Raw genomic sequence first — 18,281 nt, 5'->3', positions numbered from 1 at the left:
AGGGCCGGACAAGCTCCTGGCCAAGGTTGAAGCCGAATACGCTGAACGTGATGAAGGATCAGAACCGTCGAAGAAGGAACCAGCGTGCAGAAGATCGTTGAGACAAGTGTCAATGAACACCTGAAAACACCCCGGGTTGGTGGATCATGACCGAACCTTCAGGTGTTCAGTGCATTCTGTCCCAATCCATTGACAAAACGCGTGTTGAAAAGCTCATTCCCGGGTTCACGATCAGGATCGACTCACCAACGGAATCGAGATCTTTCGTGCTTTTGGATTGCCACGATCAATCGTTGCGGAATTCGGGTCGTGTTCTGGTTGAGGTCGCAGAAACACTGTGGCTTTTCCACAATGGCCGTGCGCCGCTGTCTCAACGTTGCAAGGGGCAGGGGCGGTTTGTGCAAGACCTGCCGCAGGGTCCGGTGAAAGCGGCTTTGAAGGGTTTCCCCAAACTGCGTGCGCTGATGCAGATCGGAACCGGAGAGGTTCAGACGAAACCCCTGGCCGTATTGGACGAGCTGGAGAAAACGCTGGTCAGGGGAACGGCTTGGTGCCTGTCTTCGCAGACGGGTCAGGCAGCAATCGTTCAGCTTCAGCGGCTGCGGGGGTATGATAAAGAATTTCAAAAGGTGAACACCGCGATTTCCGCCTTGTCCGGGGGTGGGCCAGGTGTCGAAGCGCTTTGTGCCGGACTTTTCCCGGGCATGGCCGCCTATCGCGCCAAGCCAGAGATCGAGTTGGGAAAAGCTGAGCCATCTGTTCAGGTCGCGGCAGATATCATTCAAACATATCTGCAAGTTGCCCGGCAAAACGAATATGGGGTGATAGCCGATATCGACACAGAGTTTCTGCATGATTACCGGGTGTCATTGCGAAAGGTCCGATCCGTGATCAGCCTGTTCAAAGACGTTTTTTCAGACGCGCAGACAGTGCAATTGAAGCGTGTCTTTTCCGATCTCATGGCCGCCACCGGACGTTTGCGTGATCTGGATGTCTACCTTCTGGAAAAAGATAAATACTTCAGTCTTGTACCGCCCAGTCTTCACGCGGGCCTGCAAGAGATGTTCGACCTTTTCGAGAAGGAGCGCGCCAAGGAACTGTCACGCTTGTCCCGCCGGTTGCGCAGTGACGAATACGACGCCCGTATGTCCGATCTGACGGCGATGTTCAACGGAACGGATCACCTGACGCCCGGATCAAACGCGAAACGGGCAGCACATGAATACGCGTGCACATTGATCTGGAAACGGTATCGCAAGGTCTGCAAAATCGCACACGGTATCACCGACGAAACTCCGGACGAAACCGTGCATGACCTTCGTATCGATTGCAAGAAACTGCGCTATCTGATGGAGTTTTTTGGGCCTCTGTTCGATGAAAAGAGCTTCAAGAACATCATCAAGCCATTGAAAAAGCTCCAGGACAATCTGGGCGTGTTCAACGACTGCGCTGTTCAGCAAAACTCCTTGCTGGCCTTTGTCGCGCAGCACAGCGACACGCGGGGCCATGTGGATGCGCGGATGGGCTTGGCCGTTGGGGGATTGATTGCGGTTCTGGATCAGCGCCAAAAGGCCGAGCGGAGCCGCGTGATTGCCAGCTTTCAGAAGTTTGACGGTCCAGATACCCGGCACCTGTTTCAGAACTTGTTTCACCGACAAAAGGAGTGAGGAATGAAGATCATTGCCTGTTTCAGCAACAAGGGCGGTGTTGGCAAAACCGCCACTTCGGTGAACCTGGCTTATTCCTATGCGCAGGCGGGGCAACAGGTGCTGTTGTGTGATCTCGACCCCCAGGGCGCTTCAGGGTTCTACTTTCGGGTGAAGCCATCAAAAAAACTGAAGGATGCGCGGTTTTTCGAGGATGTGGGGCGGTTTATCAAGGCGATCCGGGCCAGTGATTTCGAAGGGCTGGACGTGCTGCCGGCGAACCTGACCTTTCGCGACTTCGACGTGTTCCTGTCGCGGATGCGGAACAAACGCTCGCGGCTGAAAAAAGCTTTGATGGCCGCGGGCAGCGACTATGACGTGATCATTCTGGATTGCCCGCCCAACTTTTCAACTTTGTCCGAGAATGTCTTCAAAGCTGCCGATGAAATCGTCGTGCCGGTCATGCCGACAACCCTGTCCGAGCGGAGTTTCGATCAGCTGGTAAGCTTTTTTGAACAACACAAGCTGCGCAAGAAGAAGCTGCGCGCCTTTTTTTCGATGGTGCAACACCGGAAGGTTTTGCATCAGGAAACCATGAAGGCGATGCGCAAGCTGTATCCGAAACGGTTTTTGCAGGCGGTGGTTCCTTTCGCTGCGGATATTGAAAAGATGGGTCAGTATCGTGCCCCGGTCTGCACCTATGCCGGGCGCAGTGCGGCCTGTGCGTCTTACAGGGCGCTGTTCGAAGAGCTGGAAAACGGAGTGATTTCGAACCAATGAGCAAGGAAATCGAGCGCAAGTTTCTGGTTTCAAGCCTGCCGGACCTGAGCAAAGCGAAAAAAGCCGTCGTAAGACAGGGTTATCTGACGGCCCCCGACGATTCCACCGAGCTTCGGCTGAGGCAAAAGAACGATGCGTATTTCCTGACCTTGAAAGGGGTCGGTGGCCTGGTCCGGGTAGAACGAGAGGCAGAGATCACCGCGGATCAGTTCGAAACCTTCTGGCCGGAAACCGAAGGGCGCAGGGTTGAAAAAGAGCGCTACACCGGCCATTTGCCGGATGGTTTGCTGTTCGAGCTGGACGTCTTTTCAGGCGATCTGGCGCCGCTGCGCCTGGTCGAGGTAGAGTTCACTTCGGAGGAGCAGGCCAAAGGATACGTGCCACCGGATTGGTTCGGTGCGGATGTCACCGCCGACACGCGATACAAGAACAAAACCATGGCGATATACGGTGTTCCGGATTAACGCAGTTGTGCCAGATTGATCGTGGTTTCCAGCCCGGGGTCGCAGTTCCGGGCGGCAAATTTTCCGCCGTGCATATGTGAGATTGCGGCCACCAGAGCCAGGCCCAAACCCGCATTCCGCTCCGTCCGCGCGGGGTCAAGTGTCACGAAGGGAAGCTGAAGGCGATCCAATTCTTCGGGCGGTACGCCGGGGCCACGATCCCTGACGCTCAGTTGGGTGAAACCGTCGCGAGTACCGATCGAGATCGTGATTGCAGTATGTTCTGGCGCGTAACGCATTGCGTTTTCCAACAGATTGGAAAGAGCTTGCGACAGAAGCGGCCGGTGCCCCTGAATGGCCGGGGCGGAACCCTTGACTTCAAGCTGCACGCCTTGATCGGCGGCGACCGGGTCATAAAGCTCGACAACATCACCAACAAGTTGCTGCAAATCGATGGTTTCGAATTGCTCGCGCCCCAGGCCGGCCTCGGCCCGAGAGATTTCGGTGAGCTGCCCCAGAACCCGCAGGACGTGATCGATTTCACCCGTCGCCCGCGCAATGTCGATCTCGCGATCCAAGTCGCTTTTGTCGGGTTCAGAGAGGGCCTCGACCCTTTGCCGCAGACGAGACAAAGGTGAGCGGAGATCATGTGCAATCGAATTCGAGGTGGTGCGAAGGTTGCTTATCAACTCCTCGATCCGGTCAAGCATGTTGTTCAATGTGCCTGAAACCTGATCGAATTCGTCCCCGGTTCCGCGCAGCGGCATCCGTTTTGACAGGTCGCCTGAAACGATATTCTCGGCCGTGCTGGCGATATCCGAAAGGCGCGAAAACACCAAACGCGTGAACAACCAGCCGGTGATGACGCTCAGAACCAAAGCAATCCCAAGCGCCAACGCAACCGAGCGAAACAAAACCCTGTCGAATTGCTGGCGCGACGCTGCATCCCGTCCAACCAGCAGGCGCTCGCCGCCCGGAAGGCGGATGGATGCAGCTGAAACCGGCACAAGCTGATCATTGTCGGCCCGGCGCAATTCCAAGTCCACCCAACCGCTTCCAGCGGCAATGTTCACCGGCCAAGACTTGAGATTGCCGACAAGTTTAACCCCCAACCTGTCTGTCAAAAGATACAGCGCGTCCCGCTCGGCGGCACTTGGCAAACGGCGCTCAATTGCAGTGATCAAACCTATCAGCCCACGCCTTTCGTATTCATCCGCAAGCCCTGTCAACTCGGCTGATACGACCGAGCGGGTTTCGGCCTCGATGCTTCGATTGGCGGTCACATAGACGATGGCGAGTACAGACGCCGTCAGAATCGTGCTCAGAAACATGCTGGTTGCAACCAGCCTTGTGCGGGAATTGTTCAGGGAAAGCCGAAGGTTATCCATCGGACATCATGTAACCCGCTCCGCGGACGGTTTCAATCAATGGCGCGTCACCGCCTTCGTCCAATTGGCGCCGCAACTTCGAAATATGCACGTCCACGACGTTGGTGTTTGGGTCAAAATGATAATCCCAAACGCCTTCAAGCAACATGGTGCGCGACACCACGCGGTTTTTGCGGCGCAGGAAAAATTCGAGAATCTGAAACTCACGCGGTGTCAGGGTGATCTCGTGCCCGTCGCGTGTGACCTTGCGGGTCAGCAAATCCATCTGAAGGTCTTTGCAAGTCAATGTCGGCGTCTCTTCGGATTCCTGAGGGCGACGCAAAAGGGCTTCGATTCTGGCGTGCAACTCCTGAAACGAAAAAGGCTTGACCAAGTAGTCGTCAGCGCCCGAGCGCAGCCCTTTTACCCTTTCGTCCACGGCGCTCATCGCCGTCAGCATCAAAACCGGGGTTTTCAAACCGGCGGCCCGCATCGACTTGATCAGCGACAGCCCGTCCAGACCGGGTAGCATCCTGTCAAGAACAATGGCGTCAAACCCACCGTCCGTGGCATGGTACAACCCCTCACGACCGTCAGCAGCGGTTTCGACCACATACCCCTCTTCGCCAAAACCTTTGGCGATGAAGTCCCTGGTGTCAGCATCATCTTCGACGATCAACAGACGGCGGCTCATGGTCGGGATCCTTTCTTTTGATATTTAAACACAAATTTTAACTAAAGCATATGGTTAGAAGAAGTTCTTGCCGGGTGCTGGGCCGGCACCCGGCAATCCCGGCGGATAGTGGACAACTCTGATCCGCCGGGTGAAGCGTGCGCCGAAAATCCCCATCAAGCGGCGCACGCATGTTCAAGGTCAGGCCAGTTCGACCGCGACAAAAATCTGGCTGCCGCCACGATTGATCAGCACCAGGGCAGGATCGGTTTTTTCACTGTCCAGCGCAGCCTTCAAAGCATCCGGAGTGACAGTGTCCTGATTGCCGAGCTTGACGATCACATCGCCGCGTTGCAGGCCGGCCTTTGCCGCTGGGCTGTCGGGCTTCAGGTCGGTGACGACAACGCCCTCGACGGTTTCAGCAACACCATTTTCTGCCCGAACCGCTTCGGTCAGGGGGGCCACGGTCACCCCCAGTGTTGTTCCCGCAACTTCCGCCTCGACCGGTTTGTCGGCCTCGGCCGATGCGGCCTGATGCTGGCCAACCGTCAAGGTCACAGTTTCCATCTTGCCGTCACGCAAAACGGTCAGAGTGCTGTCGGTGCCGACCTTGGTCGTGCCCACAAGGATGGGAAGGTCACCGCTGGACTCCACGGCATCGTCGTTAAAGCTCAGGATAACGTCTCCCTGCTTCAGGGCGCCGTCTGCCGGGCTGCCGGCAACCACGTCAGACACCAGCGCACCCGAGGAAGCCTCGATTCCCAACGCTGCCGCAAGTTGTGGGCTTACGTTCTGGATCGACACGCCCAGCCAGCCGCGGCTCACCTGTCCGTCATCCCGCAGATCGGCCGCGATGTGTTCAACGATGTTCGACGTGACGGCAAATCCAAGCCCCACAGAACCACCGCTGGGTGAATAGATGGCCGAGTTCACACCGACCACTTCGCCATCCATGTTGAACAGGGGACCGCCCGAGTTGCCTTTGTTGATCGCTGCATCTGTCTGGATGAACTCGGCATAAGGGCCTTCCGAGATGTTGCGGCCTTTTGCCGAAACGATGCCTGTGGTCACGGTCGAGCTCAGGCCGAAGGGGTTGCCGATGGCGACCACATCTTCACCTACGCGGATCTCGTCACTGTCGCCAAGCTCCACGGCTTGCAGGTCAGTTCCTGCGTCGATTTTCAGAACCGCGATATCCGTCAACGGGTCCGTTCCGACCACTTCGGCTTCGAAGGTACGGTCATCGCTGAGCCTTACGGTCACGGTCGAGGCATTGTCGACGACATGGTGATTGGTGACAATGTATCCGGCTTCGTCCAGAACAAATCCCGAACCCAGGCCCTGAGACGGGCCGCGTTGCGGCATGTTGAACCCTTCGGGGCCGCCGAAGCGTTTGAAGAATTCACCAAAAGGGTGTCCTTCGAAGTCAAAGTTTTGCCCCTGGGTTGGGGTCGGCGCTGTATCTTGTTCAGCGATGATGGTTACGACCGAGGGTGAAACGGTCTCAACCAGATCGGCCAATGCCTCGTCCGCCATGGACGGTATAGCCGTCGTTGCCAGTAGGGCCGCGCCGAGCGCGCTGACACCCACCCAGTTGGAAGTGCGGGGAAGTAGAAGCGAGGATTTGCGGATGCTCATTTGTGTCTCCTGATTATCGTCGCGCAGTTGCGGCTGCGCGTTGAGACAACAGATGCCTGCTCAGAATTGGCGTTTCCTGACTGATCAATTAATAAATCTTAATTTTGCCACAAAGCCGGTGTTGGGTTGCGGTCGACGTCGATCGGGATTCGCGGAATTTCACCGATCCGCACCAGAGCGAATCGGAGGATTGTTGCTAAAAATGGCGTCAAACTTTCAAAAATATTGAATTTGTTTTGTTTTGTTGACAATCATCCTTCCGAATGATGGAGAAAAAAGCTGCTCTTCCAATGGTTGTGGGTGGGTCTGTGTGAGGCATGGCTTGACGCACTAAAAATCTTATCGAGTGCGGATATCGGTGAATAAGTTTGCGCTTAATCACGAATCGCTACCCTTTCAGAATTTGAAGAGTCTCCTTTAAGTTGATCCTAGTCTCGCGCGATGTTGCGTAAAAGCCATTCGTAGAAGACCCAAATTAACCATTCCTTCCAATTTTACGTTGTTTCGAGCGATCGGATAAGTGAGGATGAAGGTGCCCAAGTGAGGGGAGCCAAAAGCGCTAGGGGGCGCTGGCGGCTAACTCGATCACCAAAAGTGATAGCGGCGTGTTAACGAGGGGGTCTTGTTTAGGTTTGGCTGTTTGGGAGTCGGAGTGTTTCTGAAAGCACACTGGCCACACTTTGGAGATTGAGCAAAGTGGTAGTCCTGTTTTGGGCACCGGCCCGGTCGATAAGACCGGGCCGTGTTTGTTCAGGGGGCATGTTTTTTGTGCCAGTCCTTCCAGTCATCCAAGGTATCCAGATCCAAAAGTGCGTTTCGGCCAGGCAGCGGATGCAGATGAACAAAGTCTTTATGCTTCCGCACGATCTCCTGGGCACCGTCGTCCCCCTGCAACTGTGACAGTTGACTAAAAAGGGATCTGTCAAACACAACCGGATGGCCGGGCTTTCCATCCTCGGTCGTACCACGCCAGATCAGGTTGTCGGGATGGGATTGTCGCGCTTTCAGGATTGTTGCCAGGTCAGCTTCGGTCAGATCGGGCAGATCTGCCAGCAAAACCATCGCGGCGGGTGCATCCGGCGGCAGTTTTTGGATCGCGGCGCGCAAACTGGCGTTCATGCCTTCTGCCGCATCCCGGACCGGAACGATCTGAACATCCATGCCATCAAGTGCGCCATATCTGGGATTTGGTTCAGGGGGCAGGGCGACAATCACAGGACCCACGGCGCAAGCTGTGCTTGCCGAGCGGGCTAGTAACGGAATACCGTTGATCGGCTGCATCAATTTGTCGATGCCGCCCATGCGGCTGGATTGACCCGCTGCCAGAAGGATAATGGGTATTTCAGTCATTTCGGTACAATGCCGTCGGCCCGAGCGCGAGTCATCCCCTCATTCGGGCGCCATCTGCGTCAAACAAGGGTGTCGAGATGACCTTTGCCTTGCGCATCTGGCCCAGTATTTCGATCTTGACTCCAAGCCCGTCTGCTGCGCGTTCGGTTGGCAGAAAGCCGATGGCGACGGACTTGCGGGCATAATGCGAATAACCGCCCGAGGTGCAGAAGCCCACGACAGTGCCATCCAGCCAGATCGGTTCATAGGCGTTCACGTCGGCGTCGTCTGCGTCGACCTCGAAGGCCACCAACCTGCGCGCGGGGCCGTTGGCACGTTCCGCCTCGGCGGCGGCGCGGCCGATGAAATCAGCGGGCTTGTTGAAGGCGATGAAGCGGTCGAGCCCGGTTTCAGCGGCTGTGTAGTCGGGCGAGAATTCGCGCATCCACGAGCCGAAGAACTTGTCGAGCCGCAGGCTCATCATCGCGCGCATCCCGAAGGGGGTGATGCCGTGCGGCTGACCGGCCTGCCACAGGGTCCACCATAGTTGGCGCTGCGCCATCGGATCGCAGTAGATCTCGAACCCCAGGTCGCCGGTATAGCTGACCCGCTGCACGATGCAGTCGGTCATGCCGACGACCATGCAGCGCACGTCCATGAAGCGCATGTCGCTGATATCGGCGCGCTTGCAGGCGGCCAGAACCTCGCGGGCCTTGGGGCCCGCGATCTGGAAACCGTTGCGTTTGTCGCTGATATTCTCGACGGTTACGCCGTCTTTCTGATGGTGCTGGAACCAGCGCATGTGGAAGTTCTGTGCGCCGTAGGAGGCAGTGAGCTGGAATTCCTCCTCGCCCAGGCAGGACACGGTGAAATCCCCGATCAGCTTGCCCTTGGGCGACAGCATCGGGGTCAGCGACAGGCGGCCTGGCTTGGGGATGCGTCCGGCCATGATCCGATCCAGCCAGTCGCGGGCGCGCGGACCTGTCACAAGGTATTTGCCGAAATTGTGCACCTCGTTGATGCCGACGCCACCGCGCACGGCGCGCACCTCGCGGCCCGTTGCCGCAAACGCGTCCGAGCGGCGGAAGGACGGGGTTTCATAGCCAGGTTCGCCCGCTTGCGCGAAATAGTTGGCGACCTCGAGCCCGTATTGCTGGCCCCAGACCGCGCCCAGATCGCTGAAGATGTCATACATCGGCGTGGTGCGGTTGGGCCGCGCGGCGGGCAGTTCCTCGTTGGGGTAGGCGACGGAGAAGCGTTTCTGATAGTTCTCGATCACCTTGGGGCGGGTGTATCCGGGGGTGATCCAGTCGCCGAAGCGGGCCACGTCCATGGCAAAGACGTCGCGCTCGGGCTCGCCCTCGATCATCCATTGCGCCAGCGTCAGGCCGACGCCGCCGCCCTGGCTGAACCCGGCCATCACGCCGCAGGCCGACCAGTAGTTGCGCACGCCCGGCACCGGCCCGACCAGCGGGTTGCCGTCGGGGGCAAAGGTGAAGGGGCCGTGGATCACCGATTTCACTCCGGCCTCGGCCAGAACCGGGAAGCGGCGATAGGCGAACTCGATACTGTCGGTGATCTTGTCGAAATCATCGGGCAGCAGTTCGTGCCCGAACTCCCATGGCGTGCCGTCCACGGCCCAGGGCTTGCAGGGCTGTTCGTAGAACCCGATGCACAGGCCGCGCCCTTCCTGCCGCAGATAACTTTCGCCGGCCGGGTCCATGACATGCGGATGTTCGCCGCCCGCGTCGATGATCGCCTCGATCTGAGGGATGTTGTCGGTGACCAGGTATTGGTGTTCCATCGGGTGCAGCGGGAAGTAGATGCCCGCCATCGCGCCCACCTCGCGCGCCCAGAGGCCGCCGGCGTTGACGATATGCTCGGCGTGGATGGTGCCCTTGTCGGTCACAACGTCCCATGTGCCGTCGGGGCGCTGGTTGGTCTCGCGCACCATGCAGTGGGTCTCGATCGTGGCTCCGCCCATGCGCGCGGCCTTGGCATAGGCGTGGGTCGTGCCCGAGGGGTCGAGGTGTCCGTCCAAAGGGTCATAGAGCGCGCCGATGATGCCGTCGGTGTTGGTGATGGGGGCGATCTTCTTGATCTCGTCGGGGCCGACGATCTCGGTCTCCAGCCCCATAAAGCGATGCTTGGCGCGTTCGGCCAGCAGCATGTCGAACCGGTCCTGGTTGTCGGCCAGCGTGATGCCGCCCACATGGTGCAGCCCGCAAGACATGCCAGTGATCTCTTCCAACTCCTTGTACAGCCGGATGGTATAGCCTTGCAGCGCGGCCATGTTGGTGTCGCCGTTCAGCGTATGAAACCCGCCCGCCGCGTGCCAGGTCGATCCGCTGGTCAGTTCCGACCGCTCCAGCAACATCACGTCGGACCAACCCAGCTTGGTCAGGTGATAGAGCACCGAACAGCCGACGACGCCGCCCCCGATGACGGCAACCTGACAGGTGGTTTTCACAGTGTTCCTCCCCATGACTTTGGAAAAAACTGTCGAGCCGATGGGGATATTACTCGTCTGTTAGCGACAACAAGTGTCGTATGTCACCTATTGTACCAGCTTTGGATTTGCACAGTCTTCTCGCGCAGCCAAAGTGCGTCGAAACCTGTAACCGAGGGCAAACAAACAGACGGCCTGCGCCTTGTTCAGCACGACATCGCCCGGTGGTTTTTCGGCCTTGAAGGCTGCTTTTCCACTTTACTGCACAGCTGAAACAAAGTCGGGGTGATCAAACTGGCCCATCTCGCCCAGCTCCGTGCTTGGGCCGGACTTTGCGATGATCGGAATATCCGCGGCCAGTTCAGCGCAATTGGGTCGTACAGTTGACGACAGGCGCTTGGGCAGCGCGCGGAACATTTCAGAAAAATCGCAGGCGCTACAGGGGGCGCACTTTCAGTCCGGTGATGCGGTTGCCTTCACGCGCCGTGACCTCGAACCGGAAACCGTGGAACGAAAACACCTGACCGACGTCAGGGATCATCTGGGCCTCGTGAATCACAAGACCGGCCAGCGTGTTCGCCTCGTCATCCGGCAGAGACCAGTCCAGTGCCCTGTTGGCATCCCGGATCGTCATGGAACCTTCAACCAGATACTGGCCATCTTCGGTGCGTGTTACCGGCACCTCTTCGTCTATGTCGAACTCATCGGCAATCTCGCCCACGATTTCTTCAAGAATATCTTCAAGCGTGATCAGGCCTCGCAGTGACCCATATTCATCCACAACCAATGCAAAATGGCTGTGCATCCGCAGGAATTCCCGCATCTGGTCGTCCAGCGTCGTGGTTTCGGGCACAAAGTAAGGGTCGTTTGCCACCTTTCCGATGTCAAAGCTTGCCAAACGGTCGGTCCCGCCGTCGCTGCTGCCTGCCTGCGCATACATGGCGCGAAAGAGGTCCTTGGCGTGGACAACGCCCACGATGTTTTCCGGCTCGTCCCGGAACACAGGTAGACGGGTGTGGGGGCTTTGCAGACATTGTTTCAGGATCGCCTCGGGGGCGGCATTGGCGTCGATCATCTCGATATTCGATCGGTGCAGCATGATCTCTTCCACCGTTCGGTCGCCCAAATCCAGCGCACCCAAGATGCGGTCGCGGTCTTCCTTTTCGACCACGCCTTCGGAATGACCAAGTTGCAAGGCGCCGGCAATCTCTTCGCGTACAGCCAGAATGTTGCTGTCAGGATCGATCTGAACGCCGAACAGACGCAACACACCGCGCACCAGCAGCCGCACCGCGGCCACAATGGGCGAAAATACCGTCACGACGACGCTGATGATCGGTGCGACAGCCGCCGCGGCCTTTTCGGAATTGGTGATGGCGTAGGTCTTGGGCAGCACTTCGGCAAAGATCAGCACCAGCAAAGTCATGACCAGGGTCGCCAACGCCACGCCGCTTTCGCCGAACAAACGGGTGAACAAGGCCGTCGCCAGCGAGGCCGCCAGGATGTTGACAAGGTTGTTACCCAGAAGAACCGAGCCGATCAGGCGTTCATTGTCATCGGTGATTTCCAGCGCCTTTTTCGCGCCCCGTGATCCCTTGTCGGCCTGCGCCCGCAGTTTTCCGCGAGAAGAGGCTGTAAGCGCCGTTTCCGAACCCGAGAAAAAGCCGGACAAAACGAGCAACAAGAGGATCGCGCCTGACGTAAACCAGAATGCGCTGTCGATCAGAGAAGATGAGGGTTCCATTGGTCCTTGGTGGGTTAGGGTGACGTATCCGTTATGGGGATGCCGCGCTGCTGGATCAAGGGCTTAGCCCCGGTCTTCGTCAGGGTCTTTGCTCAGCGGGTGGTGTTGCAACACCAGTTCCGACAGCCGTTCATCCAGAACATGAGTATAAATCTCGGTCGTTGCAACGTCGGCATGACCCAACAAGGTCTGGATCGAACGCAGATCAGCGCCGTTGGCCAGCAGATGCGTGGCAAAGGCATGGCGCAGGGTATGCGGGGTGACTTTCTCGGGCGAAACGCCACCCTGAACGGCCAGTTCCTTGACCAGCAGAAAAAACCTGTGCCGTGTCAGGTGGCCGGACTTGCCGCGCGACGGAAACAGAAAACGAGACCTTTGACCGCCTTTCTCGACGGTCTGGTCTTCGGCTTCGTCCCGCGCGGTCAACCAGGCAGCCAAAGCATCCCGCGCCGGTGGGGACAAGGGCACCATGCGTTCCTTGCCGCCTTTGCCCATCACCAACAGCATACGCGGATCGCCACGGGCCGAGGAAACAGGCAGGGACACAAGTTCGGTCACACGCATCCCGGTGGCGTAGAGAACTTCCATCAAACAGGTATTGCGTATGCGATCAGCCTTGCTGCGCCCGGTTCGTCGGGCGGCTGCCAGAAGACGGTCGACTTCGGGTACGTCCAGCGTTTTGGGCAGTCGTTTCTGCCGCCCCGGACCTTTGATCTGGATGGCGGGGTTCGTCTCGCTCCAGCCTTCCTCGAACGCAAAGCGGTACAGCTGTTTTATCGCCGACAATCGCCGCGCGCGGGTGGAACGCGACAGGCCCTGTGCCTGGCAGTCGATCAGATAGGCCTCGATCTGATCACGATCTGCCTGATCGAATCCGGATCCCCTGTGCTGCAACCAGGATGCAAAGTCTTTCAGATCGCGCCCATAGGCCAGCAAGGTATTTGTCGCCGCGCCAAGTTCCGCTGCCTGGGCCTGTAGAAAGGTCGAAATCCATAGCTCATTTGTCGCCGGAATAGCCATCTTCAACGCTCTTGCAGGATCAACAGGCTCAGCGCTGCGCGCCGCGCGGTGTCTTCCAGGCCCACGCGTCGGAAGGTTGCGATTGCTGCGGTCAGATCCACAAGATTGCCCCGTGCACCATGCGCAAACAGCTGCATGGCTTCCAGTATGGCTTCACCAAGCTGACCGTTGTCCAGTAAGGCGTCAATGTCGTTGGGTACGGGTGCCGCCCATGCAAACCCCTGAGAAACCGCGTCGGCCAACGGAGAAGGAGAAACCGCCCGCCCCGGATCACCCTGCGCCAGCGCCGCAAGAAACAGGGTATCGATCGAGTTGTCCGGTGCTGATTGCGCAGCCTGTTCGTACAGGCCAGACAGCATCAGAATGCGCCAGCGCAGGTTTTCAGTCGCCGGCACCGACAGCGAAACCTTCGACAGACGCTCGGCGAACAATTCGGCGAAGGGCACTTCAAGCCCGACGCTGCGCATCTGCTGCCAGACCGGTGGCAGCGTTTTTCCGATGGCTTCAGCGTTTCGCGTATCCAACGCGCTTTCAAATCGTTGGATGGCCGCGACCCGGTCCCAAACTGCGCCGGACGCTGCCGGGGACCTTTCGGTATAAAGTCCAAGCAATTGATTGGGCGTCAAAGCGCCAATGCGTGTAAGCCGTTCGGCGGCTTCGATCTGCGCTTTCCATCCGGCCACATCCCGAAGATCCGCGTTGGCGAAAGCGCGTGGCAACGAGGCGGAAGGAAGCCGTTCTCCGATCGCTTCGAACAGTCGGAAACTCAATGGATCCGGGTTTTCAGGTTGGGGCAGATAAGCCGCGCCTTCATAGAGTTCAGGGCTTAGAAAACGATCCAGAACCGCCAGCTCTTCCGGCGGCAGGATGTCCAGGGCATGCGCTGCCTCAAGCGTCAACGCTGCCGATGCCCAATCTCCGCGTCGGGCTTTGCAGAACACTTGCGCGGCGTAATCCTTTGACAGATGCGGTTCGGCGATAAGGGCGGTGCAGCTGCGATCCTCATCACCGGTCAGCAGTGTTGCGTCAAACCAGCGCTGAAATCGATCCTGTGTATCGGTCGGCCCGGCCAGTTGAACCAGTGATTGCACGGGATCAGCCGCGCCCAGTTGCATCAGACGGTCCAGCCGCGCCAGCAGCATAATCTCTTGCGCATCAGGGCCCGCCGGTGCCCGGGTTTCCGACAGAAGCAATGTAAACAACAGGCGTTGCATGGCCGGGTTGTCGCGCACGGGCGTCTTCGCGATCAGCTCCGCCAGCCGGTTCGCATCGCTGCCTTGCCACAAATCCACGGGCAACCCAGTGACGGATGATGCGACCAGGCCCAAAGGTTGCGACAACGCTTCAAGCGGCGTGACCTCAATTTCGGGCAATCCGCCGTTCTGTGCCACCGGCGGTTCCAGCAATACGGTTCCGGGCAGGTTTTCCGGCGGATCCGCAAGCCACTCGATCGCGGATAACGGGGTCTGCGCATGTGCCGATCCCGCCAGAAAGACCGCCAACAGCGCCTGCTTAGTTGACATCCAATACGACCGGTTCGCGGATTTCACTTTGAGGCGCAGAAAAATCCGCGCCAAAGAATGGGCCAACATAGGCGTAAGCGACCAGCCCAATGAATACCAGGCAAAGAACATATATCAGGAATTTGATCAGTCGGCCCATGGCCCCACGCTGCCTCAATTTTTGATTTTGGCCAAGTTATAACTGGCATTTTTCCCAAGATCACGTCATTCACGTTTAAATGAGCGAAATTAAGCATAACACACATTCCACAGACACACAGGTTGGTTTTGATCTGCACAAAACCGTGGTTCTGGTGGGTATGATGGGAGCTGGCAAGACTGCGGTGGGCCGCGCGTTGGCCGCACGTCTGGGTGTTCCGTTTCTGGACAGCGATGCCGAGATCGAATCAGCCGCCAACATGACCATTCCTGAAATCTTTGAGCGTGACGGCGAACCTTTCTTTCGCACCAAGGAATCCCAGGTCATCGGGCGCTTGCTGGATGAACAAAAAGGCATTCTTTCAACGGGTGGAGGGGCGTTTCTCCAGCCGGAAAACCGTCGCATCATCGCTGAAAAGGGCGCTGCCGTCTGGCTGCGCGCGGATCTGAATGTTCTGTGGAACCGTGTGCGCCACAAAGACACCCGTCCTCTGCTGCGCACCGACGATCCCTATGCGACGCTGAAATCCCTCTACGAGGCCCGCGTGCCGGTTTATGCTCAGGCCGATCTGACAGTGGATTCGGATGGCGAGACCTCGATCGAAAATATGGTAGGCCGCGTTGTCGACGCTCTGTTGGCGCGCCCTGATGTTTTGGAACTCAAATAAATGCACCAAACAGTACATGTGGACCTGGGTGACCGATCCTATGATGTTGAAATCGGTCCGGATCTTCTGACGCGGGCGGGGGGCTGGATATCACCACTTCTGGCCCGGCCAAAAGTCGCGGTTCTGACGGATGAAAACGTGGCCGGTCTGCATCTTGAGGCGCTGCGCGCCGGGCTGAGTGCCGAGGGGATCGAGATGACCGCGCTGGCGCTGCCCGCCGGTGAGGCAACCAAAAGCTGGCCGCATTTCGAGCGCGCCGTCGAGTGGCTGCTCGCGGAAAAAGTCGAACGCCGGGATGTCGTCGTGGCCCTGGGGGGCGGCGTCATCGGAGACCTGGCAGGCTTTGCAGCGGCGGTTTTGCGGCGCGGTGTTCGCTTTGTGCAGATTCCAACGTCCTTGCTGGCACAAGTGGACAGCTCGGTCGGTGGAAAGACCGGGATCAACGCACCGCAGGGCAAAAACCTGATCGGCGCGTTTCATCAACCCTCGCTGGTTCTGGCGGACACCTCTGTTCTGGGGACCATGACCCAAAGAGACTTCTTGTCAGGCTATGGCGAGGTCGTGAAATACGGATTGCTTGGCGATGCGAAGTTCTTTGATTGGCTTGAGGCGCACGGGCCGAGCGTTTCCTCGGGTGACATGGCGGCCCGGGTACACGCGGTGACGCGCTCGGTGCAAATGAAGGCTGACATCGTCGCGCGGGATGAAACCGAACAAGGTGACAGGGCTCTTCTCAATCTGGGGCACACCTTCTGCCACGCCCTGGAGGCCGCGACGGGTTATTCCGACCGCCTTCTGCATGGCGAAGGTGTGGCAATTGGCTGCGCGCTGGCGTTTGAGTTGTCATCGCGCCTGGGTTTGTGTTCGCAAGAGGACCCAAGCCGGGTGCGCGCGCATTTGCGCGCGATGGGGATGAAGACGGATCTGGCCGATATTCCGGGCGAATTGCCAAGCGCCGAGGCGCTGGTGGATCTTATGGGACAGGACAAGAAAGTCGTGGACGGCCAGCTTCGGTTTATTCTGGCGCGTGGGATCGGAGAAGCGTTCGTGACCTCAGATGTACCGAAAGATGCGGTTCTTTCGGTCCTGTCTGATGCGCTTGCCACGGCTTGACCTGAATGCCTAGCGCCCCTGAATGACCATCAGTTCACCGATGTTCTCGCGCGTGATGTAACCCATCATGCGACCACCCCGAGTGACCACAGCGATGGCCGGAGCGCCGTTGTGCAAGTGCTCCAGAACGGTTTCGAGCCCGGTGGTGAGCGAAACCGAGGGGACCGCCGCGTCCATGATCGACGTGGCGGGTGCTGATCTGGGTTGGTCACTTGCCAGCGCAGCAAACAGCCGTTCACGCGTGACGAATCCCAGCAGGGCCTGGCTTGAGTCCAATACAGGGAATTCGTGTTGCGTGGTGTGGATCACGGCTTGCGCCGCCGTGCTCAGCGTATCGTCGGGGGAAAGCGCGTGAAACTCGGTGATCATCGCGTCCCGGGCCAGTACCCGGCGCGCTGCGGAGCGCAGGGCGACGTCCTGGCTTTCGGCGTTGGCGGCGATGAACACGAACACGGCGATGAGCACGAGAAACGGGTTGCCTGAACTCAGCCCCAAAAAACCCAGACCCACCGCAACGATCTGACCTCCGACCGCAGCCACGCGTGTTGCTTTGACGCGGTCCATGCGCAGGCACAGAAGGGCGCGGAATACGCGCCCTCCGTCCATGGGGAAGGCCGGGATCATGTTGAATACGGCCAGCAGCAGGTTGATGTAGGCCAGCCTGTTCAGAAACTCGATACCCGGTGAATCGATCTGGGAAAGCGTCTCGATCGGCACTCCCGCTCCGAAGGCGACCAGTATGACCCAGATCACGATGTTCACCGCCGGACCTGCAAGTGCCACAAGCACTTCTTGCATCGGTTTTTCCGGCATCCTTTCAAGTCGGGCCAACCCGCCGATCGGCAACAGTGTTATGTCTGGGGTCTTGATTCCAAAGCGCCGCGCCATGAGGGCATGACCGAATTCATGCGCGACCACACAGGCAAACAAGGCCAGAACAAACAACAGGTTGTCTATGGCGGCCGGCAGGCCACCGGCGGAATAGGCGGCAAAGCCTACCCAGGCCAGAAGCAGGAAAAACGTGACATGGACCCTCAGTTCGGACCCGAGCAACCGGCCGAGAGAAAAGGACCATGTCATGTCGTGTCTCCGAATTTTCTAGAACGGAATCTCGTCGTCGTCGATTCCACCCGATGCCGGTGCCGGGGAACTGGACGGACCGCCGTAAGGATCTCCGTACCCGCTGCCACCGGCTTGGCCGCCGCCGTAACCACCGCCGCTGCCGCCGCCTTCGCCGCGGCTGTCGAGCAAGGTCAATTCACCGCGGTAGGGGCGCAGAACAACCTCGGTTGTATAACGGTCTTGCCCGGACTGATCCTGCCATTTTCGGGTTTCCAGCTGGCCTTCGATATAAACCTTGCTGCCTTTGCGCAGGTATTGCTCTGCAATACGGGCCAGCGGTTCCGAGAAGATTGCGACCGAGTGCCATTCCGTGCGTTCGCGGCGTTCGCCCGTGTTGCGGTCTTTCCAGTTCTCTGACGTGGCAATGCGCAGATTGCAAACCTTTCCGCCGTTCTGGAACGACCGGACCTCGGGGTCGCGGCCAAGATTACCTACCAGAATGACCTTGTTGACTGAACCCGCCATGTAATTCCTCGTTCTGTTTTCGCGTATGCGCGCCGAATCTGGCGCGACTTGTTTCGTGAGACCCTATACGGCCTGCATCATGGATGAAAACAGTAGATACAACAGTGTTGGGCAAGAGTCTTACTTTGGCCTTTACCAAGCTTTCATTTTTTGTGGGAATACC

General features: G+C 58.3%; 17 protein-coding genes. 5 read left to right on the top strand and 12 right to left on the bottom strand.

Features of this window, described 5'->3' with window-relative positions:
• Positions 1-146 precede the first annotated feature (146 nt).
• From ACR0C6_RS06015 to ACR0C6_RS06005, 3 genes are read left to right on the top strand one after another with little or no spacing between them, the layout of a single operon-like run.
• Positions 147-1,667: a CHAD domain-containing protein gene (locus ACR0C6_RS06015; protein ID WP_480618658.1), complete on the top strand. Its 1,521-nt coding sequence runs from the start codon at positions 147-149 to the stop codon at positions 1,665-1,667.
• Positions 1,668-1,670: 3 nt separating this feature from the next.
• Positions 1,671-2,426: a ParA family protein gene (locus ACR0C6_RS06010; protein ID WP_480444906.1), complete on the top strand. Its 756-nt coding sequence runs from the start codon at positions 1,671-1,673 to the stop codon at positions 2,424-2,426.
• Positions 2,423-2,890, top strand: a complete 468-nt coding sequence (locus tag ACR0C6_RS06005) for a CYTH domain-containing protein (protein WP_152457752.1) — start codon at positions 2,423-2,425, stop codon at positions 2,888-2,890. Before ACR0C6_RS06010 ends, ACR0C6_RS06005 begins: the two co-directional genes overlap by 4 nt.
• Here ACR0C6_RS06005 and ACR0C6_RS06000 read toward each other — a convergent pair.
• From ACR0C6_RS06000 to ACR0C6_RS05955, 10 genes are all read right to left on the bottom strand, one after another.
• Positions 2,887-4,257, bottom strand: coding sequence for an ATP-binding protein (locus ACR0C6_RS06000; protein WP_171116302.1), 1,371 nt, complete (start codon positions 4,255-4,257; stop codon positions 2,887-2,889). The genes ACR0C6_RS06005 and ACR0C6_RS06000 overlap by 4 nt on opposite strands.
• Positions 4,250-4,930 (bottom strand): response regulator transcription factor, encoded by a 681-nt coding sequence (locus tag ACR0C6_RS05995; RefSeq protein WP_152457754.1) that lies wholly within the window; start codon positions 4,928-4,930, stop codon positions 4,250-4,252. The genes ACR0C6_RS06000 and ACR0C6_RS05995 overlap by 8 nt, the downstream gene beginning before the upstream one ends.
• A 180-nt stretch (positions 4,931-5,110) precedes the next feature.
• Positions 5,111-6,547: a DegQ family serine endoprotease gene (locus ACR0C6_RS05990; protein WP_152457755.1), complete on the bottom strand. Its 1,437-nt coding sequence runs from the start codon at positions 6,545-6,547 to the stop codon at positions 5,111-5,113.
• A 750-nt stretch (positions 6,548-7,297) separates the two neighbouring features.
• On the bottom strand, positions 7,298-7,897 hold the full coding sequence (locus ACR0C6_RS05985; RefSeq protein WP_480444910.1) for a nucleotidyltransferase family protein: 600 nt from the start codon (positions 7,895-7,897) through the stop codon (positions 7,298-7,300).
• Positions 7,898-7,928: 31 nt separating this feature from the next.
• Positions 7,929-10,346, bottom strand: a complete 2,418-nt coding sequence (locus ACR0C6_RS05980; protein ID WP_480618657.1) for a GcvT family protein — start codon at positions 10,344-10,346, stop codon at positions 7,929-7,931.
• Positions 10,347-10,583: 237 nt separating this feature from the next.
• Positions 10,584-10,742, bottom strand: a complete 159-nt coding sequence (locus ACR0C6_RS05975) for a hypothetical protein (protein ID WP_480618656.1) — start codon at positions 10,740-10,742, stop codon at positions 10,584-10,586.
• A 19-nt stretch (positions 10,743-10,761) separates the two neighbouring features.
• Complete coding sequence (locus ACR0C6_RS05970; protein WP_171168472.1) at positions 10,762-12,069, bottom strand: HlyC/CorC family transporter; 1,308 nt, start codon at positions 12,067-12,069, stop codon at positions 10,762-10,764.
• Between the two features lie 63 nt (positions 12,070-12,132).
• On the bottom strand, positions 12,133-13,089 hold the full coding sequence (locus tag ACR0C6_RS05965; RefSeq protein ID WP_480444912.1) for a site-specific tyrosine recombinase XerD: 957 nt from the start codon (positions 13,087-13,089) through the stop codon (positions 12,133-12,135).
• A 2-nt stretch (positions 13,090-13,091) separates the two neighbouring features.
• Complete coding sequence (locus ACR0C6_RS05960; RefSeq protein WP_224855463.1) at positions 13,092-14,612, bottom strand: hypothetical protein; 1,521 nt, start codon at positions 14,610-14,612, stop codon at positions 13,092-13,094.
• Entirely contained in the window at positions 14,602-14,751 is a 150-nt protein-coding gene (locus ACR0C6_RS05955; protein ID WP_171168466.1) for a hypothetical protein, read from the bottom strand. The genes ACR0C6_RS05960 and ACR0C6_RS05955 overlap by 11 nt, the downstream gene beginning before the upstream one ends.
• Positions 14,752-14,830: 79 nt before the next feature.
• Between ACR0C6_RS05955 and ACR0C6_RS05950 the strand changes: the two genes are divergently transcribed.
• Both ACR0C6_RS05950 and aroB read left to right on the top strand, forming a co-directional pair.
• On the top strand, positions 14,831-15,418 hold the full coding sequence (locus tag ACR0C6_RS05950; RefSeq protein WP_480618655.1) for a shikimate kinase: 588 nt from the start codon (positions 14,831-14,833) through the stop codon (positions 15,416-15,418).
• Entirely contained in the window at positions 15,419-16,531 is a 1,113-nt protein-coding gene (gene aroB / locus ACR0C6_RS05945) for a 3-dehydroquinate synthase (protein ID WP_480618654.1), read from the top strand.
• 9 nt (positions 16,532-16,540) lie between these two features.
• Here the strand turns inward: aroB and ACR0C6_RS05940 are convergent, their stop codons facing one another.
• Together ACR0C6_RS05940 and ssb are read right to left on the bottom strand one after the other, a co-directional pair.
• Complete coding sequence (locus ACR0C6_RS05940) at positions 16,541-17,611, bottom strand: site-2 protease family protein (RefSeq protein WP_480444916.1); 1,071 nt, start codon at positions 17,609-17,611, stop codon at positions 16,541-16,543.
• An 18-nt stretch (positions 17,612-17,629) separates the two neighbouring features.
• Complete coding sequence (gene ssb, locus ACR0C6_RS05935) at positions 17,630-18,118, bottom strand: single-stranded DNA-binding protein (protein ID WP_152457764.1); 489 nt, start codon at positions 18,116-18,118, stop codon at positions 17,630-17,632.
• Between the last annotated feature and the right edge of the window lie 163 nt (positions 18,119-18,281).

The sequence above is a fragment of the Ruegeria sp. AL12 genome, assembly GCF_056540885.1.
Note: the sequence above shows the minus strand (reverse complement) of the source record. Positions and strands in the feature narration are given on the sequence as shown.

Excerpts from the sequence above, each read along its gene's own strand:
- ACR0C6_RS06015 (WP_480618658.1), top strand. The coding sequence starts at position 147 with ATGACCGAACCTTCAGGTGTTCAGTGCATTCTGTCCCAATCCATTGAC.
- ACR0C6_RS06010 (WP_480444906.1), top strand. The coding sequence starts at position 1,671 with ATGAAGATCATTGCCTGTTTCAGCAACAAGGGCGGTGTTGGCAAAACC.
- ACR0C6_RS06005 (WP_152457752.1), top strand. The coding sequence starts at position 2,423 with ATGAGCAAGGAAATCGAGCGCAAGTTTCTGGTTTCAAGCCTGCCGGAC.
- ACR0C6_RS06000 (WP_171116302.1), bottom strand. The coding sequence starts at position 4,257 with ATGGATAACCTTCGGCTTTCCCTGAACAATTCCCGCACAAGGCTGGTT.
- ACR0C6_RS05995 (WP_152457754.1), bottom strand. The coding sequence starts at position 4,930 with ATGAGCCGCCGTCTGTTGATCGTCGAAGATGATGCTGACACCAGGGAC.
- ACR0C6_RS05990 (WP_152457755.1), bottom strand. The coding sequence starts at position 6,547 with ATGAGCATCCGCAAATCCTCGCTTCTACTTCCCCGCACTTCCAACTGG.
- ACR0C6_RS05985 (WP_480444910.1), bottom strand. The coding sequence starts at position 7,897 with ATGACTGAAATACCCATTATCCTTCTGGCAGCGGGTCAATCCAGCCGC.
- ACR0C6_RS05975 (WP_480618656.1), bottom strand. The coding sequence starts at position 10,742 with ATGTTCCGCGCGCTGCCCAAGCGCCTGTCGTCAACTGTACGACCCAAT.
- ACR0C6_RS05970 (WP_171168472.1), bottom strand. The coding sequence starts at position 12,069 with ATGGAACCCTCATCTTCTCTGATCGACAGCGCATTCTGGTTTACGTCA.
- ACR0C6_RS05965 (WP_480444912.1), bottom strand. The coding sequence starts at position 13,089 with ATGGCTATTCCGGCGACAAATGAGCTATGGATTTCGACCTTTCTACAG.
- ACR0C6_RS05960 (WP_224855463.1), bottom strand. The coding sequence starts at position 14,612 with ATGTCAACTAAGCAGGCGCTGTTGGCGGTCTTTCTGGCGGGATCGGCA.
- ACR0C6_RS05955 (WP_171168466.1), bottom strand. The coding sequence starts at position 14,751 with ATGGGCCGACTGATCAAATTCCTGATATATGTTCTTTGCCTGGTATTC.
- ACR0C6_RS05950 (WP_480618655.1), top strand. The coding sequence starts at position 14,831 with ATGAGCGAAATTAAGCATAACACACATTCCACAGACACACAGGTTGGT.
- aroB (WP_480618654.1), top strand. The coding sequence starts at position 15,419 with ATGCACCAAACAGTACATGTGGACCTGGGTGACCGATCCTATGATGTT.
- ACR0C6_RS05940 (WP_480444916.1), bottom strand. The coding sequence starts at position 17,611 with ATGACATGGTCCTTTTCTCTCGGCCGGTTGCTCGGGTCCGAACTGAGG.
- ssb (WP_152457764.1), bottom strand. The coding sequence starts at position 18,118 with ATGGCGGGTTCAGTCAACAAGGTCATTCTGGTAGGTAATCTTGGCCGC.